This is a genomic window from Streptomyces sp. NPDC048496 (genome assembly GCF_043200055.1).
Lineage (GTDB): Bacteria > Actinomycetota > Actinomycetes > Streptomycetales > Streptomycetaceae > Streptomyces.
On record NZ_JBICXB010000005.1, the window covers coordinates 64,798 to 78,373 of the forward strand.

Sequence of the window (13,576 nt, forward strand, 5' to 3'; positions counted from 1 at the left end):
GGTCAGTGGTTCCTTACGTTGTTGGTGGGTTGATTCCTTTCGAGGAGGCGGCCGGTGGGCTCGGCGAGGGCGCCGTCGGCTGCGATCCGCTGCCCGCGCAGCCAGGTCGACTTCACGACACCGTGCAGGGTCTTACCGGCGTAGGCGGTGACCTGGTTGCGGTGGAAGAGCTCGGCGGGGTCGACGGTGAAGGTCTCGTCGGGGGCGAGGACCGCGAAGTCGGCGTCGCGCCCGGCCTCGATGGCGCCCTTGCGGGTCAGTCCGGCCAGCTCGGCGGGGGCGGCGGACATCCAGCGGACCACGTCGTCGAGCGAGTGGCCGCGCCGGCGCGCCTCGGTCCAGATGGCGGGCAGTCCGAGCTGGAGGGAGGAGATACCGCCCCAGGCGGAGGCGAAGTCAGGCGTCTTGAGGTCCACGGTGCAGGGCGAGTGGTCGGAGACGATGCAGTCGATCGTGCCGTCGGCGAGCCCGGCCCAGAGCGCATCCTGGTTGGCGGCTTCCCGGATCGGCGGGCAGCACTTGAACTCCGTCGCCCCGTCCGGGACTTCCTCTGCGGTGAGGGTGAGGAAGTGCGGGCAGGACTCGACGGAGACGCGTACACCCTCCCGCTTGGCGGCGGCGATCAGCGGCAGCGCGTCGCTGGACGACAGGTGCAGGACGTGGATGCGCGCGTTCAGCCGCCTGGCATGCGCGATGAGGCTCTCGATGGCGGTGTTCTCGGCGTCGCGCGGCCGGGAGGCGAGAAAGTCGGCGTAGGCGGGTCCGCTGCGCTGCGGCGCGGCCGCCAGGTGGTGCGGGTCCTCGGCGTGCACGATCAGCAGCCCGTCGAAGCCGGCGATCTCGGCCAGGGAGCGGGCCAGCTGTTCCTGGTCCAGCTCCGGGAACTCCTCGACCCCGGAGGGCGACAGGAAGCACTTGAAGCCGAAGACCCCGGCCTCGTACAGCGGCCGCAGATCCTTCACGTTGGACGGGATCGCGCCACCCCAGAAGCCGGTGTCGATGTGCGCCTTGGCGGCTGCCACCTGCTGCTTGGTACGCAGATGGCCGACGGTGGTGGTCGGCGGGAGGGAGTTGAGGGGCATGTCGAGCAGGGTGGTGATCCCACCCGCCGCGGCGGCGCGGGTGGCGGTCCAGAAGCCTTCCCACTCGGTGCGGCCGGGGTCGTTCACGTGGACATGGGTGTCGACGAGGCCGGGCAGCAGGACGTCGCCGCCGAAGTCGTGGAGCCGGGCACCGGCCGGCACCTCGGTGTCGTACGGCAGGACGGCGTCGATCGTGCCGCCGGCGACGGCCACCGCCGCGGGGCGCGTCCCCTCGGGGGTGACGACGCGCGTCGAGCGCAGTATCAGGGTCACGTCCGCACCGGACACCCGTGCTCCTCACTTCCGCATCGGCGGCTCACGGCCACCGAAGAAATTCAACGAACTGTTGAAGGAGTCTTCACTCGGGATTCCAGCCCGTCAAGACCCCACCTTCCTCGCCGGACGGCAAGCGGACCACTCGCACATCCGACTGGAGATTTCCACAAAGCAAAAGACCGATTTCGAAGGGCGGAACGTAGCATGGACCAGGTGCGGCATCGCGGAACGGTCCGGCTGATCCCGGACACCCGGACAAACAGGCCCTGACCGGCCAGGACGCCGCACCGGGAGCAGTGGGCCGATGGGGAACCTCCCGGTAGGCTGCTGCCTTGCCCTTACGCCTCGAAAGGACCGTTGACGTGCCGCCGTCCCACGCCAGCACATCCGACTCCAGACCCGCCGGTTCCAGCGGCGGTGTGCAGTCACTTGAGCGCGCCTTCGATCTGCTGGAACGGATGGCCGACGCCGGGGGCGAGGTCGGGCTCAGCGAACTCTCCGCGAGCAGCGGACTTCCGTTGCCCACCATTCACCGGCTGATGCGCACCCTGGTCGTCTGCGGCTACGTACGCCAGCAGTCCAATCGGCGCTATGCCCTCGGCCCGCGCCTGATCCGGCTCGGCGAGTCCGCGTCGCGGCTGCTCGGGACCTGGGCCCGCCCGTATCTCGCGCGGCTCGTCGAGGAGACCGGTGAGACCGCGAACATGGCGCTGCTCGACGGCGACGAGATCGTCTACGTCGCCCAGGTGCCGTCGAAGCACTCGATGCGGATGTTCACCGAGGTCGGCCGCCGGGTGCTCCCCCACTCCACGGGGGTGGGCAAGGCGCTGCTCGCGCACACTCCGCCGGAGGAGGTACGGGCGCTGCTGGCCCGCACCGGAATGCCGGCCGCCACCGAGAAGACGATCACCACCCCGGACGGTTTCCTGGACGCGCTCGACCAGGTCCGCCGGGCGGGCTATGCGGTCGACGACAACGAGCAGGAGATAGGGGTCCGCTGCCTGGCGGTCTCCGTACCCAACTCCCCCACCTCGGCCGCGATCTCCATCTCGGGCCCGGCGGGACGGGTGACGGAGGCGGCGACGGAACGGATCGTGCCGATCCTGCAGCAGGTCGCGAAGGAGCTGTCCGACGCGCTGGCCAGCAGCGGTCCGACCGGCTGAGACCACACGGACGCAGCGGTGCCCGCCGGGCAGGGAACCGGCGGGCACCGACACGTTCGTTCGGGGATCACGGCCTCCCCCGCGATGGGGAGTGGATCAGCGAGCGGCGTCAAGCGGAGTCGCAGGGCGTCGGGAGCCCACTCCCTGTCGCGGGGGAGGCCGTTAGCTGAGCACCGCTTCCGTCAGCCGCCCGTCCCGCATCACCACCGTCCGGTCCGTCCGGTCCAGATGCGTCCGGTCGTGGGTGACCAGCACGGTCGCCGTCGACCGTTCCCGGGTCAGCGCGATCAGCAGGTCCAGCACCGCCGCGCCGCGCTCATGGTCGAGAGCGCTCGTCGGCTCGTCGACCAGGAGTACCGCCGGATCGTTCATCAGGGCCCGCGCGATATTGATCCGCTGGCGCTGGCCGCCCGACAGCTGGTGCGGCCTGCGGTCCGCCTTGTCGGCCAGACCGACCGCGTCGAGGAGCTCCAGCGCCCGCCCGCGGGCGCCGCGTGTGGGGCCGCCCGACAGATGCGTCATCACCTGAAGCTGTTCGGCGGCGGTCAGCGACGGCAGCAGGTTCGGCTGCTGGAAGACGATGCCGATGCGTTCGCGGCGCAGCGCCGCCTTCTCCGCGCGCCCGAGTCCCGCCGTCTCCCGGCCTGCGACCACGACCCGCCCCTCGTCCGGCGTGACCAGCGTCGCCGCCACCGCGAGGAGGCTGGACTTGCCGGAGCCGGACGGTCCGACGACCGCGGTGAGCGAGCCCGCGGGAACGTCGAGCGAGACACGGTCGAGTGCGGTGAGCCGGCCGTCACCGTCGGGGTAGGTGAGGGTGACATCGGCGAGGGTGAGGGTCATCGGGCACTCCCGAGTGCGGTGAGCGGGTCGACGGCGGTGATCCGCCGGATGGACAGGGCCGCCCCGAGGGCGCCGAGGGCGATCATGACGGCCGCCGGAACGAGGACGGTCGCCGCGTCGAGGACGAACGGCACGGCCCCGCCGCTGACCACCGCGCCGATGCCCGAGGCGAGCGCGGTCCCCAGCCCCGTACCGATCGCGAGCATCACGACGGCCTGCCCGAGCGCGTCGCGCAGCAGGTACGGGGTGGAGGCGCCGAGCGCCTTGAGGACGGCGACGTCGCCGCTGCGCTGAATCGTCCAGACGGTGAAGAAGGCGCCGATCACCAGGGCCGAGATGGCGAAGAGGAAGCCGCGCATCAGCTGGAGCGAGCCGTTCTCGGCCTGGTAGGAGCCGATGGCGGTGAGTGATTCGCCGAGGGAGAGCGTGCTGGTGCCGGCCGCCTCGTCACCGGCGGCGAGGTCGGCGCCACCGGTGGTGGTCAGGGCGATCACCGTGGCGTGCGGCGCGCCGGCCGCCCCGCTGTCCGCGAAGCGCTGCCAGTCGTCGAGCGAGGTCCACACGACCGGCGTATGGCTGTACGAGGCATCTCCCGCGACCGCCGCCACACGCACCTCGACACGGCCGAGTCGCACCCGGTCACCGGCGGCCGCGCCGAGCTCGTCTGCGGCCTGCTCGGAGAGCACGACCCTCCCCGGGCCGACGCGCGCTCCGCCGGCCGTCGGGGCAAGGCCCGAGTCCTGCTCGACACCGAACGCCGACACGGCGGCCGTCCGCTTCCCCTGAACGGTGGCGGCGTTGAGCGTACGGATGCCGAGGGGCTGCGCGGAACCGACGCCGGGCTGCTTCGCCCAGCTCCGCCACGCGCTCTCCTCGACGGTCGAATTGGTGAAGGACACCGACTGGCCGTCGGGCGGGGCGGCGAACGCGAGGTGATCGGCGTTCAGCCCCGTGACGGCTGAGGTGTTCTCCCTGGCCAGACCGGCCGTAAGACCGGACAACAAGCCCACGAGCAACGTGATCAGCACCACGACCGTGCCCATGAGCGCGAACCGGCCCCTGGCGAACCGGAGATCTCTCCATGCGACGAACATGGCTCCAGCCTCGGTCGGCCGGTCGGCGAAAACATCGCACGCCGGAGGGGTCTGACATCAACCTTTCGATTGACCGGTCGCGGACGCCGCGCGTCTACGCTGGAACCATCATGGATTCGCGTTCGCACACCCCGGTCGCCGCCGCGCTGCGGCTCTGTCTGCACGCACTGCTGCTGGGACTGCTGGCGCTCTCCACGGTGCCGGCCGTGCGCCACGGCGCATCGAGCGCGCCCGCCGTCGTCGCGCTCGCCTGCGTCATGGCCGCTGTCTACGTGGCGGGCGCGCTCGCCCCCGCCGTGCAGCCGCAGAACCGGGCGGCCGCCCTGTGGCTGTCGCTCCTCGGGGCGCTCTGGCTCACTCTTCTCGTCGTCTCGCCGGACGCCCTGTGGCTGGCCTTCCCGCTGTACTTCCTGCAGCTGCATCTGCTGCCGACGCGCTGGGGTCTGCCCGCCGTCGTCGTCACCGCGGCAGCTGCCATCGGCGGCTTTGTGGTGCACGGCGGGCCGGTCACGCCAGGGGCTTTCATCGGGCCGCTGCTCGGTGCGGCGGTCGCGATCGCCACGGTCCTCGGGTACGACGCGTTGTTCCGGGAGAGCGAGCGGCGCCGCGAGCTGATCGAGGAGCTGGTCTCGACCCGGGCGGAGCTGGCCGTCGCCGAGCGCACGGCGGGAACGCTCGCCGAACGCGAGCGGCTGGCCCGCGAGATCCACGACACGCTCGCGCAGGGGCTGTCCAGCATTCAGCTGCTGCTGCGCGCCGCCGAACGTACCCTTCAGTCGGACGCCCCCGCCACCGCGCATGTGCGGCGGGCCCGCGAAGCCGCGCAGGACAATCTCGCCGAGGCCCGCCGCTTCGTACGCGCCCTCTCCCCGCCCGATCTGGAGAACGGTTCGCTCGCGGGCGCCCTCGAACGCCTCTGCGCGCGCACCACCGGACCGGATCTGGCGGTGCAGTTCGCGGTCAGCGGGACGCCGGTGGAGCTGCCGACGCCGTACGAAGTGGCGCTGCTCCGTACCGCCCAGTCGGCGCTGGCCAACACGGTGCGGCACGCCGGAGCCCGGCGTGCGGAGATCACGCTGAGCTTCATGGACACCTCGGTATCGCTGGACGTCGTGGACGACGGCCGGGGCTTCTCGCCGGGCGCACCCACGGTCACCCGGGCCACGGCGACCGGCGGTTTCGGTCTCCCCGCCATGCGGTCCCGGGCCCGTTCGCTCGGCGGCGCGCTGAGTGTCGAATCGGCCCCCGGCCAGGGCACCGCCCTGGCGCTCACCCTCCCCCTCCCGCTGCCCGGCCACGAAGAGAGGTCCGCCGCATGACCGCCACCCCCATCCGGCTGCTGCTCGCCGACGACCATCCGGTGGTGCGTGCGGGGCTGCGGGCCGTCCTCGACACCGAACCGGACTTCCGCGTGGTCGCCGAGGCCGACACCGCCGAGCGGGCCGTGGCGCTCGCGGCGACCGGCGAGTTCGACGTCGTGCTGATGGATCTCCAGTTCGGGACGGGCCTGCACGGCTCCGAGGCCACCGCGGCGATCACCTCGGTGCCCGACGCGCCCCGGGTCCTGATCCTCACCACCTACGACACGGACGCCGACATCCTGGCGGCCGTGGAGGCGGGCGCGAGCGGCTACCTCCTCAAGGACGCCCCGCCCGAGGAGCTGGCGGCAGCGGTACGCACCGCGGCGGCCGGCCGCTCGGCGCTCGCCCCGGCCGTCGCGCACCGGCTGATGGACCGCATGCGGACGCCCGCGGAGGCCCTGACCAAGCGCGAGCTGGAGGTGCTGCAACTGGTCGGTGAGGGACTGTCGAACCTGCAGATCAGCAAGGCGCTGTTCCTCAGCCAGGCGACGGTGAAGTCCCATCTGGTGCACATCTACGCCAAATTGGGCGTCGACTCCCGCACGTCGGCGGTCGCTGCGGCAACGGCGCGCCGCCTCATCCGCCGCTGACCCCCGGCCCGCGCTCTCCCCTCCCTTTCGGCCTCCCTCACGATCGGGAGGGGGCTCCCTGTCGTGGGGGAGGCCGTTACGTCAGCGGCGCGGCGGCTCGCCGAAGAGATCCACGGCGACCCGCACGTCCCTGAGCGCGGATGCCAGTGCGCTGACCGAGCCGATCGCGCCCGCGATCAGCAGCAGTGAGCGGCGCAGCCGCGGAATCTCGGGCGCACCGGTGACCGCCATCGCGTCCAGGGCCGCCAGTTCGTCCTCGGCGATCCCGCGGTCGGGGAACTCCGCGGGATGCCCCGCCAGCTCACGGCGGAGCCGGGAGACGGCCGTACGCAACTCCGTCACCCGCGGGTCCTCGCCACTGCCGGTCACCCGCGTCTGCCCCATGCTTCGCAACAAAGCACTCCCCCTCGCACATCCTTGTGCCGGTGTTTCAACCATGTCCCGGACCGTGGTCAGGAGTCCGGGGGTGCGCGCAAGTTAACGCCATGAAAGGTGCCGTGCGCCACTCCGGGGACAGAATTCAGGGTGACCCGTAGGGGACGCGAGCCACGGGCCGGGTCGTGCAGGAATTCATGGGCGCGGTGGGGTATTCAGGGCCTCATGGCTCATTCATCTCACCCCGTCATCGCAGGTCTGCTGCTCGCCGCAGGCGGTGGCCGACGGCTCGGCGGCCGGCCGAAGGCGTTGCTGGAACACCGCGGGCGGCCGCTCGTCGAGCACGCCATACGCATGCTGCGGGAGGGCGGCTGCGACCCCGTCCATGTGGTACTCGGCGCCGCAGCGGACGAGGTGCGGGCGCGGGCGGACCTCTCGGGATGCGCGGTGACCGTCAACCCGCACTGGCCGGAAGGCATGGGTTCCTCACTGCGGGTGGGACTCGGCACACTCTCCGGTACGGAGGCGGACGCCGCGCTCGTCCTCCTGGTCGACCAGCCGGGCATCGGTGCGCAGGCGGTGGCGCGGGTCCGGTCGGCGTACCGCTCCCGGGTCACGCTGGCGGCGGCCTCGTACGACGGGGAGCGCGGCCATCCGGTGCTGTTCGGTGCCGACCGGTGGGCGGACATCGCGGCGGGTGCCGTGGGCGACCAGGGGGCGCGTGCGTACCTGAGGGCGCACCGCGATGCGATCACCCTCGTCGAGTGTTCCGATGTGGCGGAGGCGTACGACATCGACACCCCGGAGGACCTGAGGCACCTCGGCTGAACGGGGTGTGCGCGCCCCGGCACGCTGCGCCGCCCCCACCCCACTTGTGTCGACCCGGAGAATCTCGACATCAACAAACCAGCCAACTACCCGGGAATGAATTCCCGGGCTTGCTGCTCGGGTCGTCGATGGCTTCGGCGAGGCCCGGCTGCGTCCAGCCACCTTGGATGTCTTACGCGAGGAGCGTGAGTTCCGGGGTGGCAGGGGCCGTTGACAGGGCCCCGCAGACCCACGTCCACCAGCCGCGGGCGGCGATGTTGTGGGACGAGTTCAGGTCCGCGTGCTCAACGAAGCCACAGACCCGGCACGCGAACACGGCCTGAGCAGGCCGGTGCCCTTCCTCTGGAGCTTGGAGCACACCCGCCGGGCGTTCTCCCGGGCCCGGTTCAGCCTGCGTCCGCTGTACCGAGCGCCGGTGGAGGTGGTGGCGATGTTGACGATCCCCAGGTCCACCCCGTCGAACCCGTCCGGCATCGCGTTGAGGACCGTCTCGGGGATCTCACAGGTGGCCAACAAGTACCACTGCATAAGAGCCGACCATAAGTCGGATACCCGCACACCTGCACCCCACCAGCGCCCCGACCGCCCCATCCAGGGATCAACAAGACACGCGTTCGCATTCCCCCGGCTCCGCCGGGCAGAACAGCACTGCGAGGGCTCCGCGCCCGAGACGATCCGATACCGCGATGCTCCGCGTCGCCGCCAGGGGACGCAATTCCTCCCGATGGCTGAAGCCACGGGATTCCTTGCAAGGATCAGTTGAACTTCCACCATGAGGAAACTACTATCCACTGATCAGAAGCGCTCTGTACCCCAGACGGCGCCCAGGCCGTATCCCGGAGCCCTGGCACGCCGTGCCATTGAGGCGACCCGGCAGCCGCGAAGGCGCCGCCCGCACCGCCCGCTGAAGGAGTGACAGCTCATGTCCGCACCAGCGCCGTCCCCGCTGGCCATCGTCGATGCCGAGCCCCTGCCCCGGCAGGATGAGGTCCTGACCGACGCGACCCTCGCGTTCGTGGCCGAGCTGCACCGGCAGTTCACGCCCCGCCGTGACGAGCTGCTCGCCCGCCGCGCCGTGCGCCGCGCCGAGATCGCCCGCACGTCCACGCTGGACTTCCTGCCCGAAACGGCGGCGATCCGTGCGGACGACTCCTGGAAGGTCGCCCCGGCCCCGGCCGCGCTGAACGACCGCCGGGTGGAGATCACCGGTCCGACCGACCGCAAGATGACCATCAACGCCCTGAACTCGGGCGCCAAGGTCTGGCTCGCCGACTTCGAGGACGCGTCCGCCCCCACGTGGGAGAACGTCATCCTCGGCCAGCTCAATCTGATCGACGCCTACGAGCGCCGCATCGACTTCACGGACCCCAAGTCCGGCAAGTCGTACGCCCTGGGGCCCGCCGACACGCTCGCCACGGTCGTCACCCGCCCCCGCGGCTGGCACCTGAACGAGCGTCATCTCCAGCTCGACGGCACCCCGGTGCCGGGCGCGCTGGTCGACTTCGGCCTCTACTTCTTCCACAACGCCCAGCGCCTCATCGACCTCGGCAAGGGCCCCTACTTCTACCTCCCGAAGACGGAGTCGCATCTGGAAGCCCGCCTCTGGAACGACATCTTCGTCTTCGCCCAGGACTACGTCGGCATCCCGCAGGGCACGGTCCGCGCGACCGTCCTGATCGAGACGATCACCGCCGCGTACGAGATGGAGGAGATCCTCTACGAACTCCGCGACCACGCCTCCGGGCTGAACGCGGGCCGCTGGGACTACCTCTTCTCCATCGTCAAGAACTTCCGTGACGGGGGCTCGAAGTTCGTCCTGCCGGACCGCAACGCGGTGACGATGACCGCCCCGTTCATGCGCGCGTACACGGAACTCCTCGTCCGCACCTGTCACAAGCGCGGTGCGCACGCGATCGGCGGCATGGCGGCATTCATTCCGTCCCGCCGTGACGCCGAGGTCAACAAGGTCGCCTTCGAGAAGGTCAAGGCCGACAAGGACCGCGAGGCGAACGACGGCTTCGACGGCTCCTGGGTCGCCCACCCGGACCTCGTCCCGATCGCCATGGCCTCCTTCGACGCGGTCCTCGGCGAGAAGCCGAACCAGAAGGACCGTCTGCGCGAGGACGTCTCCGTGGCGCCGGGCGACCTGATCGCCATCGACACCCTGGACGCCAAGCCCACGTACGACGGCCTGCTGGGCGCCGTCGCCGTCGGCATCCGCTACATCGAGGCGTGGCTGCGCGGCATGGGCGCCGTCGCCATCTTCAACCTGATGGAGGACGCCGCCACCGCGGAGATCTCCCGATCGCAGATCTGGCAGTGGATCAACGCGGACGTGGTCTTCGAGAACGGCGAGCACGCCACGGCGGACCTGGTCCGCAAGGTCGCCGCCGAGGAACTCGCCGCGATCCGTGAGGAGATCGGCCAGGAGGCATTCACCTCCGGCAAGTGGCAGCAGGCCCACGACCTGCTTCTCCGGGTGTCGCTGGACCAGGACTACGCGGACTTCCTGACGCTGCCGGCGTACGAGCAGCTGGTCTGAGCCGCTCCGACTCCGCAGAGCATTCCGCCCCCGGTACCGCACAGCACCGGGGGCGGAGCGGACTTAGACCGACCGGCAAATGGGAGGCGGCGTCGCGGGGCTGGGCACGCACATCTGCGGCGTTGTCGTCAGTCAACAACTCCCCCATAGCCCTAACGGCATGGGGGGGACCCCCTCCGCGTTGCCTCCCTCCTCCGCCTTGCATAGGGGTGGTCCCACTCGTCGAGCCGGTGCGAGACGAGGCGCCGAGCGAGCCGGGCGCCGCGTGGAGCGGAGGTGAACTGCATGGCGAATTCGCTTACGGGTGACGCCGGTTGCTGGACCGGCATCTCTGGGGTAGTCGCTCGGCTCATGACGACGACAATCTCGCCCACGGCATACCGTTGACCAGGGCAGACGCGCGGACGAGAACGGGCGTACGCGTCGGTGCGCGTGCTGTACACCGCGCAGAGCGTGACGGGCTCGGCCCCGAGGGCCCGCTTCGGCCGCTACCCCGGGCCGACTGCGCCCTTACCTATCGGCAGCGGCACCCTTCGGCAAGCACCGTCGGGGCGAGTTCCCGCATGGCCGCCTGCTCGGCCTCCGAGATGCACGGCAGCTGACGTGCGAGTACGTCGAAGTGCTGGTGCCCACGCCATGCGTCGTGGTCACCCACGACGAACAGCCGCCGACGAGCTCGGCTCACCGCGACGTTCAGCAGGTTCGGGGCGGATGCCGCCCAGGCCCGCGGGCCTGCTTTGTCGCCGCCCGCGCCGAGGACCAGCAGCACCACGTCGGCTTCCTTCCCCTGCGTCGTATGCACGGTGCCCACCCTGTCGCGGGGGACAACGTGGCACAGGCTGCGACGGAGTCCGGCCACGACATCCCGGAACGGGCTGATGACGAAGAGCTCACGCTCCGGGTCCAGGCCCTGGTCGACCAGCCGGTGCACGATGACGTTCGCGCAGTCCCCCTCGTCCGGCGACCACTTACCCTGCGGTGCCCGCCCTTCGCTCACCGGCCACCACACACCGCGCCGAGCCACCGCGTAATCGTCGTCCCGATGCACCCCGTGCACCATGAGCCCGTCGTAGGCGATCTCGTTGCTGATCGTGAACATCGGGTCGTCGCAGCGCCGGTGCACCCTCAGGGGCGAGCCCACCCAGACCCGGTCGTCCTCGGAACCTTGGGGTGCCGGAAGCCACGTGCCGTAGCTGTTCAGCCGGTCCGCGACGCGCTGCGCCGAGGTGCGGTACGGTTCCCACTCCTCAGCCACACCGAAGGTACGGCGAAGTGCCTGCTGCCCCGTGTGCGGCAGCGTGACCACCGGCTCCAGCTGGAGCGGATCGCCCACGATGACGCCTCTGCGGGCCCGCCACAGCGCACCCACCGGCATCTGCGCGGTCGCCTGGCCGGCCTCGTCGATCAGCATCCAGCCGAGCGACCGGGGCCCCAGACCGGTGAACATGCGGTCCAGCGAGGCGAATGTGGTGGAGACGACCGGCAGCGCAAGGAAGAGGCTCTGCCAAGCCGCCAGCACCACTTCCGGCTTCAGGGTCTTGGGAGCGTCGCCGCAGAGGACGTCCATCGCGGCGTCGAGATTCTTGCGCATCCGGTCGGCCGCGCCTTCGATGAACGCGCGGTGCAGATCCATCGCGGCAAGAAAGAGTCGTGTGCGGGCCCGGGTGAACTCCGGATCGGACCAGGGCGAGGAGAGCTCCCGCGCATCCTCCTCTGTTCGCTCGCCGGGCTCCTCATTGCCCGGCATGAAGGTGCCCCAGCGCTCCATGGCTGCCACCAGGGTTGCCAGGAGTCGTGCGTGGCGTCCTTCCGCTGCTCGGAGCGCCCGCCCGGCTTCCTCCAGGACGCCTCTGTGGGCCGCTTCGGCCCGGTCGTACGCGGCGGCCGTCTGCGTGTGTTCCTCGTACACGGCCCGAGCTGTCTGCTCCGCCTCGGCCAGCAGCTGGTCCTCCGTCTGCCAGTCGCGCTGCGCCGAGCCGAGGGTGAAGATGCCCGCGGTCAGACCGGGACGGTGCCGACGGTGCTCCGCCCTTCGGCCCGCAGGGCCTGCAAGGTCCCTCTGCGCCCTGTCACGAGCCGCACGGGCCTCCGCGGCCGGTTGCCGAAGTGCCTCCAGGTCCTGCTCGGCGCTGAGCTCATGACCAGCACGGAGGCGATGAGGTCCCGCAGCTGTGTGGTCTTGCCCGTGCCGGGCGGGCCGTTCACCGCGTACAGACCGTCAGCGTCGGCCAGTTGCTCAACGATCCGGTTCACTGCGAACTGCTGGCTCAGCACCAGCGGGTGCTCCGTCTTCGCCGGCCACCGTCCGAGCGGGAAGTGGGCCGGCTGAACGCCGTCGAGTACCGCTCCTGGTTCGTGCTTGAGGTCGATGCGCGCACGGCCACGCAGCGCGGTCGAGGCGGTCAGGTAGTCCCGTAGCGCAGGCCCTGGCCCCTCCTTGCTGAGGCTGCCCGCGACCAGGTCGAGGTCCGCCGCGATGAAGCTGTTCAGGAAGTCCGACCCGCCCGACCGGCCAGCCTTCCGCCGGGACACAGACTTGCACTGGACCCGAATCGTCTCCGGCCGCAGGTCGTCGGTGACGCCGAACTGTTCTGCGACCCACCGGGTGACGGCCGACAGGTCCCGTACGGTCAGCGGCTTCTCGCCGAGCCGGGGCGGAGCCTCGTCGTCGTCCTCCGCATCGGCTGCGTTGCTCTCGTCCAACGGACTTTCGTCCAGCGACCCGTCGTCCTGGCTCCTTGCGGAGCGCCTGGCCCCGCCGTCGGCCACCGCATCGACGGCGCCGGAGAGAGCCCCGACCGCCAGGTCACCGAGCACCGGTCCGAGCACCGCGTTCAACGCGCCGCCGACCGCGCCGACGGTGATCTCGCACAACAACCCCGCGAAGGGCCGTTGCCGCCGCCCTGGCACCGTGTCCGTGATCGTCACCTTGCCGTCGCCGACGCCCAGCACAACGCCTTCGCACGCGTCGGCCTCCACCTCGAAGCCGTCGAGCCAGCCTTGGGCCCCCGGGCCGGGCTTACGGCTGCGCCCCACCGCCCAGCCGCAGGCGGAGAAGGTGATGGAGTCCTGGACCAGGAGCCCTTCGTCCGTGACCTCGAAGGCCAGCAGGGCACTGTCACCGTCCATGCGGCCGTCGTGGTCCTCCTCGCTGCTGCCGAAGACATCAAGCAGGACATCGCGGACGGACGCGACCGGGTACACGCCGCAGTAGACGGTGTGCTGCCTGACCATGTTCCGGCCCGGGTTCCGCCGACGTACGGGATGCCCCTCCTCCCACGGCAGAGGGCGCCCGGATTCCACGGGATACATCCCTTTCGGCGGCGAGGTCTTCTCCACCTTCTGCGGGCTGAACATCTCCACCGCGCGCCAGTAGCGCACGATGTCCGCCCTGCGCCGCCGCTCACTGCTCGCCACCATAC

13 protein-coding genes are annotated in these 13,576 nt (G+C 70.8%); 5 read left to right on the forward strand and 8 right to left on the reverse strand.

The annotated features are described in order from the left end of the window. Positions 1 to 2: 2 nt before the first annotated feature. A complete protein-coding gene (gene allB, locus ACGFSA_RS07695; RefSeq protein ID WP_393301139.1) occupies positions 3 to 1,370 on the reverse strand; it encodes an allantoinase AllB in 1,368 nt (455 codons plus the stop codon). A 350-nt stretch (positions 1,371 to 1,720) separates the two neighbouring features. On the opposite strand from allB, the gene ACGFSA_RS07700 reads away from it, so the two are divergent. Next, on the forward strand, positions 1,721 to 2,521 hold the full coding sequence (locus ACGFSA_RS07700; RefSeq protein WP_384129410.1) for an IclR family transcriptional regulator: 801 nt from the start codon (positions 1,721 to 1,723) through the stop codon (positions 2,519 to 2,521). A 162-nt stretch (positions 2,522 to 2,683) separates the two neighbouring features. Here ACGFSA_RS07700 and ACGFSA_RS07705 read toward each other — a convergent pair whose 3' ends face one another. Both ACGFSA_RS07705 and ACGFSA_RS07710 read right to left on the reverse strand, forming a co-directional pair. Further along, entirely contained in the window at positions 2,684 to 3,364 is a 681-nt protein-coding gene (locus tag ACGFSA_RS07705) for an ABC transporter ATP-binding protein (RefSeq protein ID WP_393301143.1), read from the reverse strand. Beyond that, positions 3,361 to 4,458 carry an ABC transporter permease gene (locus ACGFSA_RS07710; protein WP_393301146.1) on the reverse strand — a complete coding sequence of 366 codons (1,098 nt, stop codon included), beginning with the start codon at positions 4,456 to 4,458 and terminating at the stop codon, positions 3,361 to 3,363. The genes ACGFSA_RS07705 and ACGFSA_RS07710 overlap by 4 nt, the downstream gene beginning before the upstream one ends. Positions 4,459 to 4,568: 110 nt before the next feature. On the opposite strand from ACGFSA_RS07710, the gene ACGFSA_RS07715 reads away from it, so the two are divergent. After that, complete coding sequence (locus ACGFSA_RS07715; protein WP_393301149.1) at positions 4,569 to 5,777, forward strand: sensor histidine kinase; 1,209 nt, start codon at positions 4,569 to 4,571, stop codon at positions 5,775 to 5,777. After that, positions 5,774 to 6,409, forward strand: coding sequence for a response regulator (locus ACGFSA_RS07720; protein WP_393301152.1), 636 nt, complete (start codon positions 5,774 to 5,776; stop codon positions 6,407 to 6,409). Before ACGFSA_RS07715 ends, ACGFSA_RS07720 begins: the two co-directional genes overlap by 4 nt. An 81-nt stretch (positions 6,410 to 6,490) precedes the next feature. Here the strand turns inward: ACGFSA_RS07720 and ACGFSA_RS07725 are convergent, their stop codons facing one another. Then, the gene (locus tag ACGFSA_RS07725) at positions 6,491 to 6,793 is read right to left on the reverse strand and encodes a DUF5955 family protein (RefSeq protein WP_393301155.1); all 303 of its coding nucleotides are present in this window, start codon (positions 6,791 to 6,793) and stop codon (positions 6,491 to 6,493) included. A gap of 216 nt (positions 6,794 to 7,009) precedes the next feature. On the opposite strand from ACGFSA_RS07725, the gene ACGFSA_RS07730 reads away from it, so the two are divergent. Continuing rightward, complete coding sequence (locus tag ACGFSA_RS07730) at positions 7,010 to 7,612, forward strand: NTP transferase domain-containing protein (protein ID WP_393301158.1); 603 nt, start codon at positions 7,010 to 7,012, stop codon at positions 7,610 to 7,612. Positions 7,613 to 7,784: 172 nt separating this feature from the next. Here ACGFSA_RS07730 and ACGFSA_RS07735 read toward each other — a convergent pair whose 3' ends face one another. Together ACGFSA_RS07735 and ACGFSA_RS07740 are read right to left on the reverse strand one after the other, a co-directional pair. Then, positions 7,785 to 7,970 (reverse strand): zinc ribbon domain-containing protein, encoded by a 186-nt coding sequence (locus tag ACGFSA_RS07735; RefSeq protein WP_393301161.1) that lies wholly within the window; start codon positions 7,968 to 7,970, stop codon positions 7,785 to 7,787. Further along, positions 7,883 to 8,140 (reverse strand): hypothetical protein, encoded by a 258-nt coding sequence (locus tag ACGFSA_RS07740; protein ID WP_393301629.1) that lies wholly within the window; start codon positions 8,138 to 8,140, stop codon positions 7,883 to 7,885. Before ACGFSA_RS07740 ends, ACGFSA_RS07735 begins: the two co-directional genes overlap by 88 nt. 394 nt (positions 8,141 to 8,534) lie before the next feature. Between ACGFSA_RS07740 and aceB the strand changes: the two genes are divergently transcribed. Continuing rightward, on the forward strand, positions 8,535 to 10,154 hold the full coding sequence (gene aceB, locus ACGFSA_RS07745) for a malate synthase A (protein ID WP_393301164.1): 1,620 nt from the start codon (positions 8,535 to 8,537) through the stop codon (positions 10,152 to 10,154). Positions 10,155 to 10,668: 514 nt separating this feature from the next. On the opposite strand, the gene ACGFSA_RS07750 is transcribed toward aceB, so the two are convergent. Together ACGFSA_RS07750 and ACGFSA_RS07755 are read right to left on the reverse strand one after the other, a co-directional pair. Then, on the reverse strand, positions 10,669 to 12,063 hold the full coding sequence (locus ACGFSA_RS07750) for a DEAD/DEAH box helicase (RefSeq protein WP_393301167.1): 1,395 nt from the start codon (positions 12,061 to 12,063) through the stop codon (positions 10,669 to 10,671). Between the two features lie 89 nt (positions 12,064 to 12,152). After that, complete coding sequence (locus ACGFSA_RS07755; protein WP_393301170.1) at positions 12,153 to 13,574, reverse strand: hypothetical protein; 1,422 nt, start codon at positions 13,572 to 13,574, stop codon at positions 12,153 to 12,155. Between the last annotated feature and the right edge of the window lie 2 nt (positions 13,575 to 13,576).